30 protein-coding genes and 1 pseudogene are annotated in these 22,879 nt (G+C 70.4%); 21 read left to right on the top strand and 10 right to left on the bottom strand.

Annotation, left to right across the window (positions count from 1 at the left end):
• Positions 1–161 precede the first annotated feature (161 nt).
• From ACZ3X1_RS28265 to ACZ3X1_RS28205, 13 genes and pseudogenes are all read left to right on the top strand, one after another.
• Positions 162–458: a gas vesicle protein GvpO gene (locus ACZ3X1_RS28265; RefSeq protein ID WP_390078249.1), complete on the top strand. Its 297-nt coding sequence runs from the start codon at positions 162–164 to the stop codon at positions 456–458.
• A gap of 79 nt (positions 459–537) precedes the next feature.
• Positions 538–975, top strand: coding sequence for a gas vesicle structural protein GvpA (locus ACZ3X1_RS28260; protein ID WP_390078247.1), 438 nt, complete (start codon positions 538–540; stop codon positions 973–975).
• 3 nt (positions 976–978) lie between these two features.
• A complete protein-coding gene (locus tag ACZ3X1_RS28255) occupies positions 979–1,692 on the top strand; it encodes a GvpL/GvpF family gas vesicle protein (protein WP_362633459.1) in 714 nt (237 codons plus the stop codon).
• Positions 1,693–1,737: 45 nt separating this feature from the next.
• A complete protein-coding gene (locus tag ACZ3X1_RS28250) occupies positions 1,738–1,995 on the top strand; it encodes a gas vesicle protein GvpG (protein WP_390078244.1) in 258 nt (85 codons plus the stop codon).
• Between the two features lie 40 nt (positions 1,996–2,035).
• Positions 2,036–2,668: a hypothetical protein gene (locus ACZ3X1_RS28245; protein ID WP_467281427.1), complete on the top strand. Its 633-nt coding sequence runs from the start codon at positions 2,036–2,038 to the stop codon at positions 2,666–2,668.
• Positions 2,661–3,797 (top strand): SRPBCC family protein, encoded by a 1,137-nt coding sequence (locus ACZ3X1_RS28240; protein WP_467281426.1) that lies wholly within the window; start codon positions 2,661–2,663, stop codon positions 3,795–3,797. Before ACZ3X1_RS28245 ends, ACZ3X1_RS28240 begins: the two co-directional genes overlap by 8 nt.
• A gap of 40 nt (positions 3,798–3,837) precedes the next feature.
• Positions 3,838–4,269, top strand: a complete 432-nt coding sequence (locus ACZ3X1_RS28235; protein ID WP_467281425.1) for a gas vesicle protein — start codon at positions 3,838–3,840, stop codon at positions 4,267–4,269.
• Positions 4,266–5,162: a GvpL/GvpF family gas vesicle protein gene (locus tag ACZ3X1_RS28230; RefSeq protein ID WP_467281424.1), complete on the top strand. Its 897-nt coding sequence runs from the start codon at positions 4,266–4,268 to the stop codon at positions 5,160–5,162. Before ACZ3X1_RS28235 ends, ACZ3X1_RS28230 begins: the two co-directional genes overlap by 4 nt.
• Positions 5,159–5,434, top strand: coding sequence for a gas vesicle protein (locus tag ACZ3X1_RS28225; RefSeq protein ID WP_467281423.1), 276 nt, complete (start codon positions 5,159–5,161; stop codon positions 5,432–5,434). Before ACZ3X1_RS28230 ends, ACZ3X1_RS28225 begins: the two co-directional genes overlap by 4 nt.
• Complete coding sequence (locus ACZ3X1_RS28220) at positions 5,374–5,763, top strand: gas vesicle protein K (RefSeq protein ID WP_467281442.1); 390 nt, start codon at positions 5,374–5,376, stop codon at positions 5,761–5,763. The genes ACZ3X1_RS28225 and ACZ3X1_RS28220 overlap by 61 nt, the downstream gene beginning before the upstream one ends.
• 70 nt (positions 5,764–5,833) lie before the next feature.
• The gene (locus tag ACZ3X1_RS28215; RefSeq protein ID WP_467281422.1) at positions 5,834–6,268 is read left to right on the top strand and encodes a hypothetical protein; all 435 of its coding nucleotides are present in this window, start codon (positions 5,834–5,836) and stop codon (positions 6,266–6,268) included.
• Between the two features lie 216 nt (positions 6,269–6,484).
• A pseudogene (locus ACZ3X1_RS28210) lies at positions 6,485–7,950 on the top strand (NF041680 family putative transposase).
• Between the two features lie 103 nt (positions 7,951–8,053).
• Positions 8,054–8,542: a DUF6882 domain-containing protein gene (locus ACZ3X1_RS28205; protein WP_467281421.1), complete on the top strand. Its 489-nt coding sequence runs from the start codon at positions 8,054–8,056 to the stop codon at positions 8,540–8,542.
• Between the two features lie 120 nt (positions 8,543–8,662).
• Here ACZ3X1_RS28205 and ACZ3X1_RS28200 read toward each other — a convergent pair whose 3' ends face one another.
• From ACZ3X1_RS28200 to ACZ3X1_RS28185, 4 genes are all read right to left on the bottom strand, one after another.
• Positions 8,663–9,013, bottom strand: coding sequence for a PRC-barrel domain containing protein (locus ACZ3X1_RS28200; RefSeq protein WP_467281420.1), 351 nt, complete (start codon positions 9,011–9,013; stop codon positions 8,663–8,665).
• A gap of 40 nt (positions 9,014–9,053) precedes the next feature.
• Positions 9,054–9,410, bottom strand: coding sequence for an SsgA family sporulation/cell division regulator (locus ACZ3X1_RS28195; RefSeq protein WP_467281419.1), 357 nt, complete (start codon positions 9,408–9,410; stop codon positions 9,054–9,056).
• A 241-nt stretch (positions 9,411–9,651) separates the two neighbouring features.
• Complete coding sequence (locus tag ACZ3X1_RS28190) at positions 9,652–10,557, bottom strand: hypothetical protein (protein WP_467281418.1); 906 nt, start codon at positions 10,555–10,557, stop codon at positions 9,652–9,654.
• 187 nt (positions 10,558–10,744) lie between these two features.
• Positions 10,745–12,109 (bottom strand): NAD(P)/FAD-dependent oxidoreductase, encoded by a 1,365-nt coding sequence (locus ACZ3X1_RS28185; protein WP_390078225.1) that lies wholly within the window; start codon positions 12,107–12,109, stop codon positions 10,745–10,747.
• A 327-nt stretch (positions 12,110–12,436) separates the two neighbouring features.
• On the opposite strand from ACZ3X1_RS28185, the gene ACZ3X1_RS28180 reads away from it, so the two are divergent.
• Positions 12,437–12,781 (top strand): hypothetical protein, encoded by a 345-nt coding sequence (locus ACZ3X1_RS28180; RefSeq protein WP_362633500.1) that lies wholly within the window; start codon positions 12,437–12,439, stop codon positions 12,779–12,781.
• 337 nt (positions 12,782–13,118) lie between these two features.
• Entirely contained in the window at positions 13,119–13,679 is a 561-nt protein-coding gene (locus ACZ3X1_RS28175; RefSeq protein WP_467281417.1) for a hypothetical protein, read from the top strand.
• A gap of 91 nt (positions 13,680–13,770) precedes the next feature.
• On the opposite strand, the gene ACZ3X1_RS28170 is transcribed toward ACZ3X1_RS28175, so the two are convergent.
• Complete coding sequence (locus ACZ3X1_RS28170; protein WP_467281416.1) at positions 13,771–14,586, bottom strand: sulfite exporter TauE/SafE family protein; 816 nt, start codon at positions 14,584–14,586, stop codon at positions 13,771–13,773.
• A gap of 152 nt (positions 14,587–14,738) precedes the next feature.
• Positions 14,739–15,119, bottom strand: coding sequence for a winged helix-turn-helix transcriptional regulator (locus ACZ3X1_RS28165; RefSeq protein WP_390078219.1), 381 nt, complete (start codon positions 15,117–15,119; stop codon positions 14,739–14,741).
• A gap of 142 nt (positions 15,120–15,261) precedes the next feature.
• Between ACZ3X1_RS28165 and ACZ3X1_RS28160 the strand changes: the two genes are divergently transcribed.
• The 3 genes from ACZ3X1_RS28160 (at position 15,262) to ACZ3X1_RS28150 (ending at position 17,310) form a co-directional block, all read left to right on the top strand.
• On the top strand, positions 15,262–15,669 hold the full coding sequence (locus ACZ3X1_RS28160) for a RidA family protein (RefSeq protein WP_467281415.1): 408 nt from the start codon (positions 15,262–15,264) through the stop codon (positions 15,667–15,669).
• Between the two features lie 416 nt (positions 15,670–16,085).
• Positions 16,086–16,289 (top strand): cold-shock protein, encoded by a 204-nt coding sequence (locus ACZ3X1_RS28155; protein WP_030832902.1) that lies wholly within the window; start codon positions 16,086–16,088, stop codon positions 16,287–16,289.
• A 694-nt stretch (positions 16,290–16,983) separates the two neighbouring features.
• Positions 16,984–17,310, top strand: a complete 327-nt coding sequence (locus tag ACZ3X1_RS28150) for an STAS domain-containing protein (RefSeq protein WP_362633505.1) — start codon at positions 16,984–16,986, stop codon at positions 17,308–17,310.
• 90 nt (positions 17,311–17,400) lie between these two features.
• On the opposite strand, the gene ACZ3X1_RS28145 is transcribed toward ACZ3X1_RS28150, so the two are convergent.
• Positions 17,401–17,808 carry a hypothetical protein gene (locus ACZ3X1_RS28145; RefSeq protein ID WP_467281414.1) on the bottom strand — a complete coding sequence of 136 codons (408 nt, stop codon included), beginning with the start codon at positions 17,806–17,808 and terminating at the stop codon, positions 17,401–17,403.
• Positions 17,809–18,361: 553 nt separating this feature from the next.
• On the opposite strand from ACZ3X1_RS28145, the gene ACZ3X1_RS28140 reads away from it, so the two are divergent.
• A complete protein-coding gene (locus ACZ3X1_RS28140; RefSeq protein ID WP_467281413.1) occupies positions 18,362–18,553 on the top strand; it encodes an alpha/beta fold hydrolase in 192 nt (63 codons plus the stop codon).
• 8 nt (positions 18,554–18,561) lie between these two features.
• On the opposite strand, the gene ACZ3X1_RS28135 is transcribed toward ACZ3X1_RS28140, so the two are convergent.
• Positions 18,562–18,993, bottom strand: coding sequence for a VOC family protein (locus ACZ3X1_RS28135; protein ID WP_467281412.1), 432 nt, complete (start codon positions 18,991–18,993; stop codon positions 18,562–18,564).
• A 389-nt stretch (positions 18,994–19,382) separates the two neighbouring features.
• Here ACZ3X1_RS28135 and ACZ3X1_RS28130 point away from each other — a divergent pair, with 389 nt between their 5' ends.
• Positions 19,383–19,559 carry a hypothetical protein gene (locus ACZ3X1_RS28130; protein ID WP_467281411.1) on the top strand — a complete coding sequence of 59 codons (177 nt, stop codon included), beginning with the start codon at positions 19,383–19,385 and terminating at the stop codon, positions 19,557–19,559.
• Positions 19,560–19,692: 133 nt separating this feature from the next.
• On the opposite strand, the gene ACZ3X1_RS28125 is transcribed toward ACZ3X1_RS28130, so the two are convergent.
• Positions 19,693–20,334 (bottom strand): ScbR family autoregulator-binding transcription factor, encoded by a 642-nt coding sequence (locus ACZ3X1_RS28125; RefSeq protein ID WP_467281410.1) that lies wholly within the window; start codon positions 20,332–20,334, stop codon positions 19,693–19,695.
• Positions 20,335–20,591: 257 nt separating this feature from the next.
• Positions 20,592–21,806 (bottom strand): serine hydrolase domain-containing protein, encoded by a 1,215-nt coding sequence (locus ACZ3X1_RS28120; protein ID WP_467281409.1) that lies wholly within the window; start codon positions 21,804–21,806, stop codon positions 20,592–20,594.
• A gap of 175 nt (positions 21,807–21,981) precedes the next feature.
• On the opposite strand from ACZ3X1_RS28120, the gene ACZ3X1_RS28115 reads away from it, so the two are divergent.
• Positions 21,982–22,866, top strand: coding sequence for a hypothetical protein (locus tag ACZ3X1_RS28115; RefSeq protein ID WP_467281408.1), 885 nt, complete (start codon positions 21,982–21,984; stop codon positions 22,864–22,866).
• Positions 22,867–22,879: the final 13 nt, after the last annotated feature.

Raw genomic sequence — 22,879 nt, 5'->3', positions numbered from 1 at the left:
CGCCGAACCGCCCGGCTTCCAAGGGGCCCGACGCCGCTCCTGCCCGATCAACCTGATGGCCCGTCATGCATACGCTCGGAAGTGGCGGGCAGGCGAACGTGAGTCCAGACGGCGCCGGAACACCACAGCAGAGCCGTCTTCCATGCCTCACAGGCGGGAACATGAGCGCGACAGACGACGAAACGCAAGAGACGTCCAAAAAACTCGACATCGCCACAGCGATCCGCCTCGCCTCCGAGCAGCTCTCGGAGCTCCTCCGGTGCGAACCCGGTTCCGTTTCAAAGGTGAAGGCCACCGAAGACGGCTGGACGGCGGAGGTGGAGATCGTCGAACTGGAGAAGATCCCGGACACGATGAGCGTGATGGCCTCGTACCGCGTCGCTCTCGACACCGACGGCCGGCTCGTGGAGTACGAGCGCACACGGCGCTACGCCCGCGGCCAGATCGACCGCCGCTGAGGCGGCGGCACCGGCCCTCCCCGGGAGGGAGCCGGGCGCCAACACGCGTCGCAAGACGCACAATTGGAAGGAGTTCACCGTGACACTCGTCCAACAGAGCAGTGCAACGAGCGGCGGAAGCGGCTCGGGAAACCTCTACGACGTACTGGAACTGATCCTCGACAGGGGCCTCGTGATCGACGCGTTCGTCCGCGTCTCCCTGGTCGGGATCGAAATCCTCAAGATCGATGTCCGCGTGGTCGTCGCCAGCGTGGACACCTACCTCCGCTTCGCCGAGGCGTGCAACCGGCTCGATCTGGAATCCGGGCGGAAGGCACCCACGCAGCTCACCGACATCGTCGGCGAGATGACCGAGAACGGCGCGAAGGGGAAGTCGAAGGGCGCCCTGACCGGCGCCGTCGAGGCGATCACGGACTCCCTGCAGAGCAAGCGCGAGGAGTCCGAGGAAGAGCCCCGCAAGCGGCCGGCGCGCAAGTCGGCGTCCAGCCGCACGTCCGCCGCCCGACGGGAGGAGTAACAGGTGCCCACCTACATCTACGCCATCACCGCCAAGGACCACCCCCTGCGCCTGGACGACCTCCAGGGTGTGGGCGAGCAGACGCCACCCCTGCGGACGGTCCGCGCCGGCGACATCGCCGCGGTCGTCAGCGATGCTCCAGAAGGCCTGCGTGCCAAGCGCCGTGACGTGCTGGCACACGAGGCGGTCCTGGAGGCGCTGATGGCGGACGGAGCGACACTGCCCATGCGCTTCGGTCTGCTCGGCCCGGACGACGACCACGTGGCGCAAGCCCTGGAGCAGGACGGGCCCGCATACCGCAGCCGCCTGGCCGAGCTCGCCGGACACGTCGAGTTCAACCTCAAGGCGGCCCGCGACGAACAGGACCTCCTGCTCGAAATCGTGTCCGAGTCGGACCAGATCAGGGAACTCAACGAACGCACCAGGTCGGGATCCGCCGGGCAGGACGACCGCATCGCCCTCGGCGAGCTCGTCGCGGGCCAGGTGGCCGAGCGCAACAACGAACAGGCCCAGAAGACCTTGGAGAGGCTGCTGCCGGCCGCGGCCCGCGTCTCGCGTGCCGAGCCGGGTGCCAGCCATTTCCTCAACGCCTCCTTCCTCGTCGCGGCGGAGTCCGCGGAGGAGTTCGTCCGGGCGGTACGCGAGGAGGCGGACCGCCGGGGCGAGACCTACACCTTCACCCTGACCGGTCCGCTGCCGCCGTACAGCTTCGTGTGACAGGTACGCCGGCGCGCACGGCGAACGCAGGAAGGAGGCCGGGACGTGGGGCTCATCACCACAATCCTGACCCTGCCGATCGCACCGCTGCGCGGCACGGCCTGGGTGGTCGACCAGGTGCTGATCGCCGCGGAGCGTGAGTACTACGACCCCGGGCCCGTGCGGGCACAGCTGGCGGCGCTCGTGGACGACCTGGCCAACGGCCGCGTGGACGCTGCCGAGTTCGACCGGCGGGAGGACGCCCTCCTGGACCGCCTCGACGAAATCGAGGCCTACCGAAGCCAGACGGGAAGCGGCTCATGACGAAACAGAGTGATCAAGCAAGGCGGAACGAGGTACACCGGTGATACCGAAGAACGCCACGACGGCAGCCGTGCTCGTCGGCGGTTACCTCCTGGGGCGGACGAGGAAGGCCAAGATGGCCATCGGGGTGGGAATGTTCCTCGCCGGCCGCAGGCTGGACCTCGACCCCCGGCGACTGGGAAAGGTGCTGGCCGCCTCGCCCGTGACGGGTGCCCTGAGCGAGCAGATCCGCAGAGAGCTGTTCGAGGCGACGAAGTCGGCCGCGGCACAGGCCCTCAGCCAGCGTGCCGCAGGCCTCGCCGACTCACTGCAGCAGCGCACGCGGGCCCTCAGCCGCGACGACGCCTCCGAAGCCGACGACGCCCCGGAAACCGACGACACCTCGGAAGCCGACGCTGATGACGGTGCCGAAGCGCGCAAGAGGGACGACGAACCCGCGGACGACGGCGCGGAGCGAGCAGACGACGACGCCGGCGACAGCCGGCAGAAGCGGAAACGGTCCCCGGCTGCGGCCAAGACCGCAGGCAAGAAGAGCACCGGCCGCGCCCCCTCACCCAGCAGCTCCTCCGGCGGCTCCTCCGGCAGGTCGACAGCAGCCCGCAAGCGTACGAGCACCCCCAGGAAGCCCACGGCCTCCCGTACGCGCAAGAGCAAGGGGGACAGCGATGAGTGACTCGGCCCTCAGCAAGATCAAGAACGACGTGGTGGGAAACCCGGCCACCGACCGGCTGAAGGACGAACTCCGCCGCTACCTCACAGCCCGTGCCGAGGACGCCGTCACCCGGCTCGGGGAGCGCCTCGGCGCCCACGTCGCCCGGCTGGCCGAGCCCGGGGCCGCGAAAGGGAGCCTCGCGAAGGGTCTCGCCGAGGGGGGCAAGGCCCTCGGCGAGGGCAAGTCCCCCGCGCGGGCCGCGCTCGCGGCGGGGACGTCCGCCGTCAAGGACACCCTGAAGGAGAAGGCCCAGGGCCTGGTCGGCGGTGGCCGCACGTCCGGTGGCGGCACCTCGAAGAGCGTGACGATCGTCGAGGACATCGATGTCGGTGTCCCCGTACGCGAGGCGTACGACCAATGGACGCAGTTCCAGGAGTTCAGCACCTTCGCCAAGGGTGTCGTCAGCGTCGAGACGGCGGACGACACGACCACCAACTGGAAGGTGAAGGTCGCCAAGTCGACCCGCAGCTGGCAGGCGAACGTCACCGAGCAGATCCCGGACGAGCGCATCGCCTGGACCACCCACGGCGCGAAGGGAACGGTCCGGGGAGTGGTGACCTTCCACCCCATCACCGACGACCTCACCCGCGTTCTGCTCGTCCTGGAGTACTTCCCCAAGGGCCTGTTCGAGAAGACGGGCAACCTGTGGCGTGCGCAGGGCAGGCGTGCCCGGCTGGACCTCAAGCTCTACCGCAAGTTCCTGATGCTGCGGGGAGAGGCGACCGACGGCTGGCGGGGCGAGATCCGGGACGGCGAGGTCGTCCTCGGTCACGACGAAGCGGTCAGGGAGGAGGACCGGGCCGAGGGCCGGGCGGAGGACTTCCCGGACCAGGACGCAGACCCCGAGGGCGGATTCGAGGACGACGAGTACGACGAGCCCGTCGATGACGATCCCGTCGACGAGGAGTTCGACGAGGAGGCCGAGGAGGACCCGGAGTACGAGGCTGAGGCCGAGACCCCCGACGGGGCCGCCACGGACGAACAGGACTCCGACTTCGACGAGGACGAGGACGAGCCGTCCGCTGCGCAGGACCCCCGGCCGCGCGGATCCGGCCGCCGTACCCGTCGTCGCACTCCCGTCGGCAGCTGACCCGTAACAACAGAGCACACCAGAGAACAGGGGCGCCACCGTGTCCGAGTCCTTCGCAGGACGCCTTCCGGCCGCACCGCACGCCGCAGTGCCGAGTCACCAGCAGGGATCTTCCGCGAACCTCGCGGACATCCTGGAACGGGTGCTCGACAAGGGCATCGTCATCGCCGGAGACATCCAGATCAACCTGCTCGACATCGAGCTGCTGACCATCAAGCTCCGCCTGCTGGTCGCCTCGGTCGACAAGGCGAAGGAGATGGGCATCGACTGGTGGGAGCACGACCCCTCGCTCTCCTCCGGCGCCCGCCCGTCCCGCCACGTCGGCGGCGGGGGCGGGGGCGGCAGCCGGGAGGAGCTCCTCGCCGACGAGAACGAGCGCCTGCGCGCCGAACTCGTACGCCTGCGCTCCGGGGACGTGCAGGACCAGCAGCCGCCGGCGGAGACCCGCGAGCGGAGGGAGGAGGCGCGATGAGCGCACAGGACCAGACGAGCAAGGCCGCCGGCGCCCCCACCTGCGAGACCGGGGCCCGAGCCGTGGGGGAGCGGGCCACCGCCGGCTCCCCGATGGCCTACGTGTACGGGGTCGGCCGGGACGAGGAGAAGTTCCGCGCTCTCGCCCGTGCGGCGAACGGCGTCGACGGCCACGACGTGGGAGCCGTCGCCGCGGGCGGCCTCGTCGCGCTGGTGTCGGCCGTGCCGGCCGACGCCTTCGACGAGACCGCGTTGCAGCACCGGCTGGGGGATCTCGGCAGGCTGGAGGAGCTGGCCCGGGCCCACCACGCCGTGGTGGACGCCGCGTTCGGCGAGGCGGTGTTCCTCCCCCTCCGGCTGGCCACGGTCTATCTCGACGAGGCCCGTGTGGCCGACATGCTCCTCGATCAACGCCACCGGTTCGCCGAACTGCTGGCGTGGCTCGACGGCCACGTCGAGCTCGGGGTGAAGGTCCACGTCGATCCGGACGCCGCGGCCGCAGCGCGGGCCACCCCGAAACCGTCCGCGGAGCCGCTCGCGCCCAGCCCGGGCCGAGCGTACCTGCAGCAGCGCAGGCAGAAGCGGCACAGCATCGAGGACCTCTACCGTGCCGCCGGCGCGGTCGCGGACGAGGTCGCGCACGCGGCGCGGACGCTCGCGACGGCAGCTGTCGTGCACCGCCCCCAGCAGGGCGAGCTGTCCGGGCGGCACGGGATCAACATCGCCAACCACGCGTATCTGGTGCCCGCCGACGCCGAAGAGCGCTTCCGCCAGGCAGTACAGGCGGCGACGCGGCCGGCAGCCGGGGTTCAGGTGGAGGTGACCGGTCCCTGGGCCCCGTACTCCTTCGCGACTCCCGCGGCGGACCCGGGCCCGGACGGGGCGCCGCGATGAGCACCCCCTTCCCGAACGACCCCTCCCACGAGGCGCAGTCGCCAGAACGGCTGTCCGGCCCACCGGTGGCACTCATCGATCTGTTGGACCGCCTGCTGACCGGCGGCGCCGTCCTGACCGGAGACCTGGTCCTCTCGATCGCCGATGTGGACCTGGTCCACATCAACCTGCGTGCGGTCATCCGCTCGATCACCGGCGACGAGCCCGGTCCCTGGGCGGGGGCCTCCCGCCCCGACCCGTTCCCCGACCGCGCCACAGCGCCAAGGAGGTGACCGAGGTGGAAGACCCGCATGCCGTCGCCGGGGGCAGCGCCGTGGCACAGCGGCTCTCCGTCGACCCCGACACCGTGGAACGCGACCTGATCAAGCTCGTGCTCACCATTGTCGAGCTGCTGCGCCAGCTGATGGAACGCACTGCCGTACACCGCGTCGACCAGGGCGATCTCGCCGAGGACGAGGAAGAGCGCATCGGCATGACGCTGATGATCCTGCACGAGCGGATGGAAGAACTGTGCGAGCGGTACGGCCTGACCATGGACGATCTCAATCTGGATCTGGGCCCCTTGGGGTCGCTCCTTCCCCGTGAATTCCGCAACCCGTGAACCGGCCCGCAGACCCTTTCGGTGGGACGCTCCCCGTTTCACCGGACCAAAACAGGCAAGAAGGAATGTCATGACTGAATCGAACGGAAGTGCCAAGACCTCTGCCGGTACCACCTCCGGCAAGCCGCCCGCCAAGCGTGCCGCGTCGACCGCCAAACGGGCCCAGTCGCAGGCCGCCACAGCGGCAAGCGACACCGCAACTTCTGCCCGCGAGGCCAAGGAGACGGCGACGGCGGGCCTGCAGTCCGCGGGTGAAGCCACGAAGAACGCCGGCCGCGCCGTCGCCAGCGGCCTGCAGACGGGCCAGAAGGCCGTGACGGCGAACGCCGCCAAGGCAGCCACCGCGGCCACGGCCGCGTGGACGGTCGTCAAGAACAGGAAGGCGATCGCTGCCGGTGCGGCCGCAGGCCTCGTCGGCGTCGCCGGCGCGGCGTTCGCCGTCGGCCGTTCGACGGCCAAGCCCCAGGTCGGCCCGCTCACCAAGCTCATGGGCGGCCGCATCTGACGAAAGCTCAGGCCTGGCCCACGGCTGACGCCTACCGATCCGCTCCGTCCCCCGGAGCGGATCGGCGTCGTTTCGCCCCACGGCCTTAGCTTGCCGTTTAAGGTCGGCCGTCGAACGGGGCTCGAACTTGTTCGGTGTTTCCCCAGTTCACCAGATATGTGAGGGGCCGCGGGCCGATCCTGTGCTGAGCGACAACGCAGCACGGCGGCCGGGATCGTGGGACTGGTCGAGCATGAGGTTCAACGAGACGCGTTCACGGTGCTGGTGGAGTTCCGGTCGGAGTTATACGCGTGCCTGACCGCGCGGAGCGACGCCCTGTTCGAGCTGTGCGACGCGCTGTTGTGTACCGACGGTCCGGTCCACACCCTCGTGGACCTGGCTCTCGCTCCCGAGCATTGGCGCGGGCACGGGGCCTTGTACTCCGGGATCAACCATGGTCGGATCGACGTCGCCCGGCTGCGGCGGGCACTGACCAGTGTCCCGCTTCCCCGAGCCGGCGACGGTCGGCGGGTGCTGGCGGTAGACGTCTCCCCTTGGTCGCGTCCGGACGCCGACACCTCCTCGGACCGCTCCTTCTGTCATACCTTCGGCCGGGTTTGGGCAAGCACCAGATGGTGCCTGGCTGGCCGTACTCGATCGTCGCCGCGCTTGAGACCGGCCGGACCTCGTGGACCGCACTGCTGGACGCGATCCGGCTGGAGCCCGGAGCCGACCTGGCCGCGGTCACCGCCGACCAAGTCCGTGACGTCGTCCAACGTGTCGTGGACGCCGGCCAGTGGCGCGACGGGGACCCAAAGGTCTTGGTCGTGCTGGACGCGGGCTACGACGGGCCCCGCATCGCCCACCTCCTGGCCGACCTGCCCGTGGAGGGTCTGGGCCGGCTCCGCTCGGACCGGGTGATGCGTAAGCCCGTTCCGGTGCCGTGGATCTGCCCGCCGCAGGGCGGCCGCCCGCCCAAGCATGGCGGCGAGTTCGTCTTCGGCCGGCCCGAGACGTGGGGTGATCCAGACGCGGTCACCGTCACGGACACCGACAGGTATGGGACGGCGACGGCGCAAGCGTGGGACCGGCTGCATCCCCGGCTCACCCGCCGGGCGGCATGGGGCGATCATGAAGGGCCGCTGCCGATCATCGAGGGCACCGTGATCCGCCTGTCGGTCGAGAAGCTGCCCAGCGGCGGTGTGAACAAGCCCGTCTGGCTGTGGTGGTCGGGCACCGTCGCCGATCCTCAGGACGTCGACCGCTGCTGGCAGGCGCTCCTTCGCCGGTTCGACGTGGAACACACCTTCCGACTGCTCAAGCAGACCCTCGGCTGGACCCGGCCCAAACTGCGGGACTCGCAGGCCGCCGACCGCTGGACATGGCTTGTCCTGGCCGCGCACGCTCAGCTTCGCCTCGCCCGTCCGCTCGCGCGGGATCTGCGTCGGCCGTGGGAGCGGCTGGCTGAACCGAACAGACTCACCTCTGCTCGGGTCCGTCGCGGGTTCAGGAACCTACACGCGAAAACCGGCACCCCAGCCGGTGCACCGAAACCGGCCCGCCCCGGCCCCGGCAGGCCGCCGGGGTCGAAGAACCGCCACCCAGCACCCCGCCACGATGTCGGCAGAGTCCTAGCCACGGGTGAGGCATACGCCCGGCCCGCGCATCACCAGAAGGGAACCAAGCCCCGACGGTCAGGATGAGCGACACGTGGTCCATCCGGACACTGGCAAGTCCAGGCCCGGTAGTCCTGGCCACAGGTCGGGGTGGCAGGATCTTGCCGACAGTTCTGCACGAGGAGGCAACGTGGACGACCGCTCGAAGCATGACCACTCCGGCTGGGAGGCGGTCGTGCTCGCGGCTCGGGAGCGTGCCCGCTCGCGCCAGGCACTGATGGTCGAGCGTTTCGGCCTGTCCGGAGACGTGCAATACGACTGGTCGATGGACGACGCGCAGATCACGTGGTCGCGCGACGGCAAGGTCTTCCTCACAGGCCGACTCACTGTGATCGGCAGCGTCAGTGTTGCCCGGCAGACCTGGCTGTGGTCCTGGGCGAACGAGTCACTCCCGCACGCCGCCCTGGGCGACATGGACAGGGTGCGGCAGTTCGGCAAGGAGAACGACTACCCCGTCCTCCCTTGGCCAGGCTTCACGTACGACCCCGAACTCGTCGCTGAGGCTCGGATGGTCGCGGCCTCCGTGCTCGACGCCGAGGGACTGTGGGCGGAGTCGATGGACGACGTGCAACTCCACTTCGTGATCCATGACCTGACGCTCGCTGCCGAGCGACAGTGACGGTTACGCGGATTCCCAGGCAGCTGGTGCTGGCCGCCGGACGTTAAACGGCAAGCTTAGGTCGTGTCGTCAAAGTCCCGCCTGGCCGGCGGGCGGCCGACGCCACTTTGACGACACTCCCTAGCAGGGGCCGGCCTTCCAGTAGTAGTCCACGATGTCCTCCCGGTACTCCCGGTCGCCACGGTGCTGGTCCGGCAGGAACTGAGGCGCGTCCTCCACCTGCCCCCTGCTCAGGCTCAGGTGGAGCGTGCGCCCGGCACGGTCGATCCGCGTCACCGCGCCCGCCGGAATCAGCAGCTTCCCGAAGATCCATCCTCCCGCGTCCACCACCAGGAACGCGTCGCCCGTCTCGTCGGAATGCTCGTCCACTTCGCCGATGTGGCCGTCAACGGCCTCCACCTGCCATCCGGTCAGGTCGAGGGCGGCCAGCTGACCGCACGACGGCCCAAAGCTCCACGGGTCCTCCGCCATCACCGCTACTCCTCTGCTTCTGCATCCGATGTGTTGGACCTCAGCGGGCCAGGAACTCCTCAAGGAGCTTGTCGAGATCGAGGAACTCCTCTCCATCGCCCACCACGGCGTAACTCCGGTCCAGGAACGCTTTCAGCGCGCCGACATCCGCACAGAGCACAGCATGTCCTTCTCGGCCATCAGCATGATTGCGCAGGCCGATACGGATTTCGGCGCCGCCCGGCCCCCTGTGGGGGCGGAAGGTGACGTCTCCTTCACCCACCGGCCGACGTACCCCCTCGGCCAGCATCTGCCGGTCGAACTGCCAGGAAGCCAGGACGGCCAGACCGTCGAAGAAGTCCGCCTGTACCGCGTAGGGATTGTCAGCGGAATACGAGAACCGGACGAAGAGCGGCACAGCCCCCTCCTCCGTCTCAAGACGGACAGCGACCAGGCTGGACACACAGGACATGGGGAAGCCTCCGAAGTGGGCGGTACGGTGCGCTCCTCGTGTGCCCTCTCCGGCCGTACTCACTCCGGCGCGGCCCCATGCCCTCGGCCGGGTGTGCTGCCGGCCGGGCTCGGGCTGGGCTCGGGCTGGGCTCGGGCTGGGCTCGGACCGGGGCCCGAGGGCCCGCCACGGATGCTGTGGTGCTTCTTCACAGCACGCCCTGGCTGTCTTCCACGAGCACCTTCAGCGCTCCCCGGTGTTCCTCGGCACGGGCCGTGGCCGTGCCGCCCATTGCCTGGACCTGGCGCATGGTCCGTGCGAAGAAGTCCCGGCCGGAGGGCATGAGCACGGACAGCTCCAGGTCCTCGTAGTAGGCGAGGAGCGCGCCGTTCGCGACCCGCAGGGTCACGGGGAACTCCTTCCGGTCGGTCCGCCGCAGAAGTTCGGCGTGGGCGCCCGGCCGGTAAGACGTCCAGTGGCCGATGAACGGCATGACCAGGCCGGGTCGGGCCCTCCGCGCGTACTCGACCACCATGGTCTGGAGGTCCTCCCACCACGGCAGCCGCAGACGCAGGGAACCCGTCGCCGTGTACCGCCGCGTCGCACCCGGGATGCGGAGGCAGTCGCCGGACTGCTCCTCCCCCGCCTCCTCCTCGTCCTCGTCCTCGTCCCAGCGATCGTCGGCCTCCAGTAGCTCGACGAGCGCGTGACAGCCCACCGGGCGGTCCGCGACGGATGCGAGACCTCGCAGAGGCCCACCGAGCGACACCAGGTTCCGGTCGTACATGTAGCCCATGTGCCGCTCATGAGCCGTACCGGCCAGGGGCGCGGGTGCGGCCACGCTGATCGCCTTGGGGTTGTGGTCGTTGTCCGGGCGGGGCACGAGTTGCACCACGACGGGCAAGTGCAGGCCCTTCTCGGACCGCCCGGCGACAGCCGCCCTGAAGACGCGCTTCTCCCAGCCCTCTGACAGGGCGGATCGGACGAACGACCGGTACACGTCGTCCGCGTCGTCCCACAGCGCCACACCGAGCGAGAACCCGGGGTCGCCCGCAGGGATCAACAGCATCCTGCTGTCGGGGCTTTCGGCTATCGAGTCGGGGTTCGCGTTCACGGGCACTGTCCTGTCGTACACGTCTTGCGCCCGTCACCCCTGATGGGGCACGGGCGCGGTGACGATACCGAAACGATGCCGGTGGCCCCGGCACGGGAGTGGGCGAGTGGCCGGGTCGGAGCTCCGACGAGGGGTGTGTGCGCAGGGGGCGGGCTCCTGCTGATGGCGATCTCGCCCGCGCCGGCCGTCAGCCTCCGGCGGCCGCCGTGCGGGCCCGTACCTCCTCCGGGGTGAGGTACTGGTCCGTGTACTCGAAGTCGCGCAGCGTCCCCGGCTTGTACGTCTGGAAGCCGGTCCGGACGAAGTCGTCGCCGGCCACGGCGTTCAGGAGCCAGTTCGTCATCACCCGGGTCTTCGCGGCACCGGTGCGCAGCGCCGCCCAGTGGTAGCCGCGGGCCACGGCCTGGGCGGGCATGCCGCGCAGGCCGATGCCGAGCGGCCGGGAGACGCCGTCGCGGCCGCCGAGGTCCACCACCAGGCCGAGGTCCTTGTGGACGTAACGACGCAGCGGCGTGCCCCGCAGCGCTGCGATGACGTTGTCGGCGGCGACCCTGCCCTGGCGCTCGGCGTGCTGCGCGGTCGGCGGGCACACCGCACCGTCGCCGCCGCCGGCGAGGTCGGGCACGGCGGCCGCGTCCCCGAGTGCGAACGCGCCGTCCGCGCCGGGCACCCGCAGGTCCGGAGTGACGACGAGCCGGCCGCTCTTCGCCGTCTCGGCGCCCAGGGTGGCGATGAGCGGGCTCGCGGCGACTCCGGCGGTCCAGATGAGGGTGCGGCAGGGCAGCACGCGGCCGTCGGTGAGGGTGACGTCTTCGGGGCCCGCCTTGGCGACCGAGACGCCGAGCGAGACCTGGATGCCACGGCGGCGCAGCACGTCGAGGGCGGCCAGGCCCAGCCGGTCGCCGAGCTCGGGCATCAGCTTGGGGGCCACGTCCACGAGGTGCCAGGTGATCTCGCGCCGTTCCAGCCGGGGGTAGCGGGCGACGGCGTTCGTGGTGAGCCGCTCCAGGGAGGCGGCCGTCTCGGTGCCCGCGTAACCGCCGCCCACCACGACGAAGCCGAGTCGTGAAGCGCGTTCCGGCGAGCCCGGTGCGGCGGCGTCGGCCAGGTCGAGCTGGGCGATCACGTGGTCGCGCAGGTGCGCCGCCTCGGCCAGCGTCTTCATGCCGCGGCCGTGCTCCGCCAGGCCCGGGATGTCGAAGGTGCGGGTCACGCTTCCCGGCGCGAGCACCAGGTGGTCGTAGGGCTGGTCCACCAGCTCCCCGGTGATCTTCCGGATGACGCAGACCTTGGCCCGGGTGTCGACGCCCACGGCCCCGCCGGGCACGATCCGGGTGCGGTGACGGCGGCTGCGGCGCAGCGACACCGCCACGGACTGGGGGGTGAGCACCCCGGAGGCCACCTGCGGCAGCAGGGGCAGATAGAGCTGGTAGGAGAACGGAGTGACCAACAGGATCTCCGCCTCCCCGGGTGACAGCGTCCGCTCCAGGCGGCGTACGCAGGCGACGCCGGCGAAGCCCGCGCCGACGACGACGATCCTCGGTCGCGCCATGATGTCCGTCCCTTCTCGGGTGTACGGGTCCCCGAGCACCTTCCCCGCCAGACCGTTCCATGCACGCGAAAGGCGGGCCGGACATCGTGGCCCGCCCTGCAGAGGGGCCTGCGGCATCGGTGAACGAGCAGGTCAGTGACGGTCCCACGGCTCCGCACGCGATGTTCGGGCGGGTTTGCACAGCGGGCGGAGGACGTCAAGTCCCGAGGTTCAGGGACATGACCCGTCACAGGGCTCTCAGGCCCAATGGAGACACGGGCCCGGCACGGGCCCACCGGACAGCCCGGACCGATGGCCCCCCGCCATCCCCACTCAAGGAGACATCCCATGACCCGTACGACCTTGACCCAGCGCCTCGCCCTCCTCGGCGCCTGCGGAGCCCTCGCCGCCGGCGGAGCCCTGCTTCCCTCCACCGCCCTCGCCGCCCCCGCAGCGCCGCAGGTGACGGCCGCACAGACGACCCACGAACGCCCGGCCCACGAGGCCCGCACCAAGACAGTGGTGACGACCAAGCTCACGATCAGTCAACGCACCCTGAGTGACGGGCGGGTCAAGGTCGTCGTGGTCAAGACGATCACCAAGATCACCAAGGACCACCACGGCAAGGTCGTCAAGAAGTCGGTCAAGACCACCACAACGGTGAAGGTCCGTCCGGCCCCCGACGACGACTGAGTCGGACAGGAACCGACCGGGCAGGCGGCGCTGTCTTCACGCGCCGCCTGTTCCCGCGCCCGTCCCCCGCGGACCCGCCACCGCCTGGCCTCCGTGACGTCAGCGGTGCAGGAGCAGCTGAGGCCGTGGGCCAGGCCTTCCTGGGGCTTGCGGAGGACTGCCACCACCGTCTCCGTCACAGGACGACGGTCATCGAAGGACCGTACGCGCGCACGGGCGACCGGCCGCGGCCGGCTGGCCGGCGCGGTTGAGACGCAGAGGCAGCACCGTCCTCTGGACGGCTGCCGCGGCGTTGCGGACGCATCGGGACCCGCTGCACCGACTGTTCGGAGCCGAGGTGCTACGGCTGACCCATCTGTTCGACGACCGTGATGAGGACCCCCTCGCGGATCCTGCCCTGGACATCTTCACCGACTGGTCGGCCGAGGAGACGGACCCCGACGTCCTCATCGAGGTGCTGGTCGCTCTCGGAGAACACATCGACCCCCGCGCGGAGGCGGCCCTTCTGCCGTACGCCGGCCATCCCGGTGCCCGAGTACGGCGTGCGGTGGCGCGGGGGCTCAGCGCCTGGCTGTCGCCGCCGGCCTTTTCCGGCGACGCCCGCAGGGCATTGCCCCAGCTGATCGCCGATCCGGACGCAGTGGTACGGAAGAGCGCCTGCCGTACGGTTGCCGAGCAAAGGGATCACGATCCTGTCCTCGCAGACGCCATGGCCGCTGGGCTGGACGACTCGGACCGCCTCGTCCAGCTCGCCGCCGTCCAGGGGCTCGCCCTCCACAACGACGAACGGTGCGTGGAAGCCGCACGCCATCTCGGGCCGCCGCAGCGCGGTTCCCTGGAAGAGGAGCACTACCTCGAAGCGGCGTGGCGCTACGAGTGGCGCCGGGACCGCCGCTGACGCCGTTGTCTGCAAGGTGGAGTTCCAGGCCGTTCGGGGACCGGCTACACCGAGGGCAGCAGCCTGGGCGCATGGCCCGGTACGGACCGGGTCAGTCGTGGCGGGCGAGCTTGAGTGCGGAGACGAGCAGGATCACGGCCAGCGCAGGAATGAGCACGGCGTCGGGGAAGACACCGAGCAGCAGTCCGCCCAGCAGTGCGCCGGCGATGGATCCGCCGGCCATGGTCGCGGTGAAGCGGAGGCTGGCGCCGAGGACGGCGAAGCTGCCGTCGCGGCTGTAGCGGGCGAAGGCGACGAGCATGGTCGGGAGGGAGACCAGCAGGGAGAGGCTTCCGGCGGTTTTGATGTCCTCGCCGAACAGCAGCACGATCGTCGGGATGAGCAGTTCGCCGCCCGCGACGCCCATGATCGCGGCGACGACCCCGATGCCGAACCCGACGATGACCCCGATCGGCACCTGGGCCCACAGCGGCAGTGGGCGGGTGCCCAGGGTGGTGGTGTGGGTGACCACCAGCGCGCCGGCCATGAGCGCCATCAGCCCCGCCAGCACCTTGTAGAGAGTCGTGGTGCGCATGCGCACTGCCCAGCTCGCTCCGGCCCACGCTCCGAGCAGGCTGCCGGCGAGCAGATTGACCGCGACGGGCCAGCGCGCGGCCAACTCGGCGGCCGGGACCGCCATCAGCCGGGCGGGCAGCGCAACGAGGACCACGACCAGGCTCATCGCCTTGTTCAGGATGACGGCCGAGAGTGCGGCGAACCCGAAGAGGCCGATGAGCAGCGGCAGGCGGAACTCCGCGCCGCCCAGCCCGATCATCCCACCCAGTACGCCGATGGCCGCTCCTGCGCCGAACACCACGGGCGCTGAGCGCGTTGAGCGCAGGGGAGCGAGGTTGCGGTCAGTGGTCACGACGAGGATCCTCGCCGGTGGCCGGGCCCGCCTGCCACGGCCCGATTCCACCAGGTCTTCCCGCCGCCTTCGTCCGGACCTCCGAGCATCGGCCTCGTAGGCCCCCAACGCGAGGGGGCAGGACATGGCTACGCGTACGCATGCCGCATCCGTCAGGCGTCGAAGCGCTGCCGGGAGGCCTCGATGTGCCCGATGTAGCGGTGGGTCCAGTCGCACAGCCCGTCGATCGTCACCCGCAGGGCCTGGCCCGGCTCAGTGAGGGCGTACTCGACCCGTGGCGGCACGACGGGGTGCACCGTCCGCTCGACCAGGCCGTAGCGCTCCAGCATGCGCAGGTTCTGGGTGAGCATCTTGTGGCTGATGCCCTCGACCTGATCCCGCAGCTCGCCGAAGCGCAGGGTGCCGTCCCCCAGGGTCTCGATGATCAGGAGCGCCCACTTGTTGGCGACGTCCGAGAAGATCTCCCGTCCCAGGGAGTCCGCCCGCCGCAGGTCCGCTTCGTCCGGCGAGCCTGTGTACTGCTTGGTCACCATAAGGTTCCCCAGTCACTGAAAAGTGCGTTCTTCCATGTCAGCAGCCACTCTCCTACGGTTTCTGAGTAACCACAAGAGAGTGAACCCGCGCGGGCTCGATGGAAGCGAGCGCACGGGAGCTCATCGCGCATGGAGGCACATCATGACCGTCACCCTGGTGAACCCCAGCGGATTGCCGCAGAGCGACGCGTACCGGCAGGTGTCGATCGCGACCGGGTCGAAGCTGGTCTTCATCGCCGGGCAGGTCGCCTGGGACGCCGGCGGTGTCACCGTCGGCGAAGGCGACCTCGCCGCTCAGGTCGAGCAGTGCTACCTGAACGTCTCCACCGCCCTCGCTGCCGCCGGCGCCACCTTCGACGACGTGGCGAAGCTGAACGTCTACGTCGTCGACTGGACCCCCGACAAGATGCCCCTGCTGATGGAGGGAATCGCGCGGGCGGCCGCAAAACTGGGGACCGCACCGGTCCCGCCGGCCTCGCTCCTGGGCGTGGCGGCCCTGGACGTCCCCGAGCACCTGGTCGAGATCGAAGCCACCGCCGTCATCGACTGAACGGGCGTTCCTGCGCATGGCCGGCGCCGTGCTCTGACCGATGCTCACGAGGCGCCCGAGACCGGCCCTTGGGACCTTCGCCCACCGGCCGGCCCGTGCCCACATCTGTTGTCGAAGGCGCGGACGGCTTCGTCCAGATCTTCAGGCCCCGTGGCGATGGACTCGGCGAGGCCGGCGTCAGTCGGCAGGCTCCTCATGCTGATGGCTCCCAGATCATCGATGTGCTGTGTGACTGTCCCACGCCGGTCGGGGGTCGGTTCCAGAGGGTCTGGCGCTCACGCTGGGTGGACCCGGCAGGGACCGTGCCCGGTCGTCTCGTTCACTCCTGAGTGGTGTTTCGCCTGTAAGGGGTGGGGGAGTATCGGGTTGCTGCCGGCCGCGGAGTTCGCGGGCGGGGTGGATCGGGAAGGTGTGTCATGGCTCAGGGGACTGTGAAGTGGTTCAACGCGGAGAAGGGGTTCGGGTTCATTTCGCCGGATGACGGCACTCCGGACGTGTTCGTGCATTTCTCCGAGATCGATGCGTCCGGGTTCCGGTCGCTTGAGGAGAACCAGCGGGTGGAGTTCACCACTGGCCAGGGGCCCAAGGGTCCCCAGGCGCAGCAGGTCCGCCCCATCTGACGCTTTCTCGCCTGACCGCTGCCGCGGAACCCGACCCCGAGCCTGGCCCGGCTTCTGCGCCCTACGACCCCTACGGCCAGTCGCGGAGTTCAGGGTGTGCCGGCGGACCACTGCTGACCGCGGTCCGCCGGTACGACCCGCGCTCACGGTCGCGCCCGGCCGACGCCGAGGTCGGCGTACGAATCGGAGCTGCGCCGTGCCCAGGCAATGTCCCAGAGGGAATGTCCCAGGTGTGGCCCTCAATGCTGGGGCGGGGGAGAACGGGCAGAGGCTCGGGGGTTGTTTCGATGAGGTGGATCAGCTGCCGGTGTCGGATCCGGCAAGTCGGGGGGACCGCCATGGTGCTCCGCGCCGTGCCGTGCCGCGTTGCCGGTCAACGTTGCCGAGCCGGTCGCGCAGTACAACGCACGGGACGCGGGGCCGCGGCCCGACGGCGTACCCCGCCGGACGAGCCGATCCGTGACGTCCAGGCTGCCCTGACCGGGCCGTCTGAGCCCCGCAATCCACCGATAGGGGTAGTCGGCCCGCAAGCGACGTCGAGCCGGAGCGCTCCGATCGGAACCGAGAATCCCTAGAGTCGCACCCCGGCATCGGTAGCCGGCGGCGTGAGGGCGGCAACGGTGGTCCCCGCGTCTGCCCGGGTACGGTCTGGGCCGGCTGAGTCAGAGATCAGGGTTCCGGAAGGATCGAACACGTGGAGCGTCACGAGGAAGAGGTAGGGCCGGGACCGGTCGTGGTCCGTGTGCGGGGGGAGATGGACATCGATCGGGCCCCAGCGCTTCGCATGGAACTGAACGAGGCAATCGCGGCCGCCCCCGGTGCCGTCGATGTGGTGGTGGACCTGACCGCCATGTCCTTCTGCGACTCTTCCGGCCTCAACGCCCTTCTCGGTGCGCGTCGCCATGCCGAGGAGGCCGGTCACCGCCTGCGCCTGGCCGCCCCGTCCCCCCAGGTGATGCGTCTGCTGGAGATGACCGGCGCTGGCGAGGTGTTCACCATCGACCCCGCCCCGCCGGCCTGACCCCTTCGCGGCCGGGCGTCCGGCGGTCAGGGCTTGCGGAGCGGTCGCCTCCGTCACCGGCCGCTCGCCGCTGGCAAACCTCCGATCGCGTCAACTGTCCTTGTCCTGAGCGGACGTGAAGCCGCGATCCTGGATCACTGGGAGGGATTTCTGCGTCGTGCTGATCCAGTCGTCGATGTCGGCATGAGACGACCTGATGGCGCTGATCAGCGCCTCGATCACGGCGAGCTTCGACTCGCCGACGTTCAGTCTGAGTTCCTCCATCGACACTTCTTGGTACGGCATGGCCAGCTGCCACCAGAACCGCATGAGGAAGCGGCATTCCCGCGGTTCACGGTCGTCTGCGAGGCGATCATGAATGACCCTCTGGACGCGCCGCCGCTGCTCGACATCATGGAAGCCGTTGCTGAGGTCAGTAAGGGGCACGTGCGGACCATAGCAATCACGTTCGATCGCCATTGCGGGTACGCTCTGCCCGCACCGCGCGATCGTCGCCATCAGCACCCACCCCGAACCGGGCGCCCCAGGACCAGCGAGGCAGATACGCGCGCAGACCGCGGCTGCGGCCGGCCGAGGGGCAGGTGCGGCACGACCGATCCGTCCGAGCCGGGGCCGGCACGCTCCGATGCGCGGGGACGGGGCGTTCGCTCCCGCATCTGACCGCGGTCGTCCGGCTCGCCAGCAGGCGGCCTTCGTCTGCTGCGGCCGTAGTCGATCGTCTCCCGCTCGGGTACCGAGCGCAGCATGGCGACAGCGCGGAGGGATCCGTCGGTAAGCATGGGCGTCCCGCTGTCCAGGCCCCATCGCAGAGGGACTGAGCTTGCCTCTTCGGTGCCGCGCAGGCGCACGAACGAATCGCCAAGGGCGACATGAGTGGCTGGAACAGCCGGTGATCGTCGTCCCCGAACTCCGCGCGCGCCGTGATCCAGGCCGGCGTAGGGGCCTCCCGGATCCGACGCCCCGCTGCCGCTGCCGCTGCCGATGTCGGACGCGGAACCGGCGTCCACCCGGACGCCGTTCCGTCCGGTCATGGGCAAGCGGGAGCCTGCTCGTGCACCCGCAGCGCCAAGTGGAGCGCGTACCGCGCCTCGTCCCCGGCACCCGCGCCGAAATCGTCGCCGCCACCGGCCACGGACCGCAGATCGACCACCCCGACCGGGTCAACGCCCGGATGCTCGCCTTGATGGACGACATCGACTCCCGCGGGAGCCGTCCCGGTGGGCGTACGAACGAAGTGGCGTAGCGCGCGGGTCAGCGTTCGCTGAGGTCGGAGGGAGCCTCCTGGACGACCCAGCCGTTGCCGTCGGGGTCGCTGAAGGTGAGGAAGGAGTTCCAGGTGCCGCCCTTGCCCTCCTCCCAGCCCGAAGCGCCGACATGGCGGACGGGGGAGACGGCCACCCCACGCTCGGTGAGGGTCGCGTGGGCGGCTTCGATGTCGGTCACGCACATCTGCAGCCCGTGCAGGGTGCCCGGGGCCATGACCTTCGCGTCGGGCGGCGTGGGCATCCCCTGGAGCAGGCCGACGGAGCAGCGGGAGCCGGGAGGGGTCAGCTGGATGATGCGTACGCCGGGGGCGACCTCGTCGTCGAGATCGACGTTGAAGCCGATCTTCCCGGCGTAGAACTCCTTCGCGCGGTCCATGTCGGTGACGGGGACGGGGACGACTTCGATGGTCCAGTTCACGGGTGTCTCCTCGGTGGGTCGGGGATCGGGGGCCGGCGCCTGGGCGGGTCCCCACGGTCGCCGATGACGGCCGGTCGCGCACGTCGAAACGCCCGCAAGGGCCTGACGGGTTGTTCCGCGAACCGTTGTGAGAAGTTCGTCCTGTTCGACGTCGACGGTACGTTGATCGAGGCCGTGGACAACCAGCGCGGGAGGTGGGCGGAGTGGGCGTGGCGCCATGGGCTGAGTCCCGATGAGGTCCACCGGGTGGCGCTGCACACCAGGCCGGTGGAGACCTTCGCCGAGGTCGCCCCGGATCGCGACCCCGCGGAGTGCCCGGCATTGCTGCACGAGCTGGAGGACGAGGACGAGGACGAGGACGTGTGCGGGCGTGTACGCGGCGTTCGACGGTGCCGCCAGGCCTTCCCGTCCCGCAGGTCGTCGTCGACGGTATGGGGGGCAACGCCCCCGTCGCGGTGGAGGGCGTGCACCGCCTCTTCGCGAGCCTCGGCGAAACGGCCGACGCCATCCTCGCCCTCGCCCGCGGCGCCGGCCCGCGCCCCGCCGTCGGTCGGTCGCCCCAGTAGGACGAGCCGGTGGTGGATTCCGGCAGGGCGGTCTCGGGCACGCCGTGGCGGGCACCCCCGTGGTTCGCCACGGCGTGTGCGAGGCCGTCCTGGTGCGGTGCGGTGCGGTGCGGTGCGCTGCGGTGTGGCGCGGTCAGTCGGTGGGGGAGCCGTGCGACCGGGGTGTGCCCGTGGGGTGGAACCGGGTGATTCGGCTCGCGGGGACGATGGTGGGCAGGAGGAAGTTCCACAAGTCCGTGACGCGGGTGTGGAGGTCCTGACGGCGGGTGCGGACGTGCGAGGTGACCTGGATACCCGTGAACGCGCCGACCAAGAGGGCCGAGAGCGCGTTGACGTCGAGCGTGGGGTGGATGTCACCGACCCGCTGGGCCGGTGTCAGACAGCGGCGGCAGGTGTCGATCCAGACGTCGTAGGGGGTGGGGTCCGGGCTGGTGAAGGAACCGAACTCGATGACCAGGCGGATGCCGGCACGGATGCGGACGTTGGTGCGCAACCCGTGGGCCATCTGGTGGGTCAGGTCGATGACGGTCTGCAGCCCCGGGTTCTCGATCGCCGGAAGGTGCTCCGAGACCTGGAACTGTTCGTCCATCAGCGTACGGGCGAGTGCCTGCTTGGACGGGAAGTGAAAGTAGAGCGCTCCCTTGGTGACTCCGGCGTGCTTGACGACCTCGCTGAGGCTCGTGCCCTCGAACCCGGAGTCGTCGAACGCGATGGCCGCACCGTCGAGGATGGCCTGGCGGGTGATCTCGGCCCGTTCCTGTCTGGCCCTCGCCACGTGGGTCGTCCTCCCGGGTCGCTTTCGGCACGGTGTCCGCTGGGGTGTGCCGTCAATGTAATCGGGTGACCTGAAAGAAAACCAGTCGGCAGGTACTTTCTTATGAGAACGGGGAGGCGTTCGTGCTGTTGCGGGGCTCTTTGCGTGGTGTCTCAGGTCGGGAGAGCCAGGCGTGAGACGCGAACGGTCCGGCACAGCAGTCGGGTTGGGGGTGCGGTGGGCCCTCCCCGTGGTGGAAGCGCCCATCCCCCGACCCGTCAGTTGCCGAAGGCGGCGCGTGACAGCCGCAGGGACACCGGCGGGGCTCCGTCGACGGGAGCGCCCGAGCTCCCCGTCGAGTACACCGCGCGACGGCTGAGGTCGCGGGACGCGAAGACGCCGCTGCGGTAGCCCGGATCGGAGCCCGTCTTGCCCCACAGGACCGTGCCGTCGGGCAGCGGCACGTACATGAGGCCGACGCTGTAGCAGGCGGTGCCCCTGCCGGGGCCGGTGTTGCAGTTGGAGCCGTCGGCGTACGGGAGCGGCTTGCCGTCGACCCCCTTCGGCACGGTGAACAGCTCGGCGGCCTGTGCCGGACGCAGCAGACGGCCGTCGAACAGGCCGGAGATGAAGCGGTCCAGGTCGCCCGTGGTGGACGTCATGCTGGCGGGAAGCCCGCCCTGCACGTTCACGTCCACGGGGGTGCCGTCGCCCTGCGACAGGTAGCCGGGCAGGTACGGCCGGGGCACGGGCCTGCTGCGCCCCGGCGCGACGGGCCTGGTCTGCGACATCTTCAGCGGCTTCAGGATGCGGGTGGTCACCTCGTCCTGGTACGGGTTCCCGGTGATCTCCTCGATGAGCTTGCCGGCGACGCGGTAGCCGAAGGAGTTGTACTCCTGCCGGGTGCCGGGGCTGAAATGCGGACCAGGAGCCGGCCTGCCCTCGGGGCGGAGGGTCTGCCGGATCACCTCGTCGAAGGTGAGGTAGTCGTGGCGGCGCTCGATCTCCTCGTCCGGGGAGGCCCCGGGGGCACCCTCGAAGTCATGGGGCAGGCCGCTGGTGTGGTTGAGCAACTGCCGTACGCTGACCGGCTCCTTGAACCGGTCCTCCGCAAGCAGCCCGGGCAGGTAGTGCTGGACGCTCTGGTCCAGGTCTATCCGCCCCTCGGCGGACAACTGGAGGAGGATCACCGCCTCCATGGGTTTGGTGATGCTGCCGATACGGAAGTGTGCGTCGGGGCTGATGTGTTTGCCAGTGACGACATCCCCGGAAGTGCCCCGCCACGCCTGCCCGTTCTTGTGCACCTCGGCCACGACACCTGAGGCGTGGTCGTCCGGGCGTATGGCGATCGCCTCGCGCAGCGCCGCCCGGTCCAGACCGCCCGATGCACTGGTGGCACCGGTCCTGGCGGTGGCGGCGGTCGCGGCCGGCAAGGGGGCGACGACCCCGAAGGCCACGGCGGCGGTCAGGAACAGCGCGGAGGAACGGCGCACGGGAAACACTCCATCGGGAAGGCGGTGATCGACTTACCCGAGTCTGTCCGTCCGCTCCGCCCCCTTCGACGGGGTTCCCCCCGACCCGACCCCGAACACACCCTGACCCCACCTCAGGGACCCACCCCGGAGCCGCCGGAACCCCCGGAGCCCCCGTGTCTGGGATGATCACGCGGTGAGCGAAGCGAGGCTGTCGGCCGTCGACGCCACCGAGGCCCATGTCCGGACCTACTTCGAGGGCCACCCCGTCGAGGCCGTCGACCCGGACCTCGGCCCCGAACGCCGGGACGTCGTCCCCGGCCTACGGGTCCTCGTCGTGGGGCCCGGCCGGCGCGGCGGCGCCTGGGCCTACGTCACCGCCGGATGCTGGGCCGCGGCGCAGGAGGACGGCCACGGCCCGGAGTTCGTCATGACCGCCGGCGTCCGCGACCGGCGGTTCATCGACCTCATGGCGATGATCGCGTACTACCACTGCGGGGGTCACCGGCTCGGCCTGGAGCACAGCATGCCCATCGGTGAGCCGTGGACGCCGGGTTCGAGCTGTGACCACCTGCTCGTCAGCCTTCCGTTCCCGTCGGCGGGCGGCCGACGCCACTGTGCGCACAATCCCCAGATCGTCTCCGCAGGAACCTCCGCCGCCGTCCCGTCTCACGGCAGCCGTTCACGGTCCCGGCCGGGCGCGCCCGAGCGGATCACCGCCACCGCGGCCGCGATCAGGCCGGCCGCGAGGAGCAGGCCGTGGGGCAGGACGGCGCCGGCGACGGCCGCGGCGAGGGCGGCGGTCAGGGCGAGCGCCAGAAGGGCCCCCGGCCGGCCGGGCCGGACCCTGCCGGGCGAGCGCCCGGAGCGCGGACGGCCGTGGGCCCGCGTGGCCCGTACGACGTGGGTCTCATCGTCCCGGTGGGGCATCGCCGCTCCTCTCGTGCCCGTGCGTGCCCCTCCCACCGAAGGGCCTCGGTACGGACAACACCGTCACCTGCACGTCCCGTTGGGGCCGGGGGCGGAAGGGGGAGCGCTCACGCGCCGGCGCCGCACCGCCCGCAGCAGGGGTGCTCCTTGACCCCACCGTCACC

This window comes from Streptomyces sp. NPDC023541 (assembly GCF_055559995.1).
The sequence above is the reverse complement of the archived record's forward strand: the minus strand, read 5'-3'. Positions and strand labels throughout refer to the sequence as shown.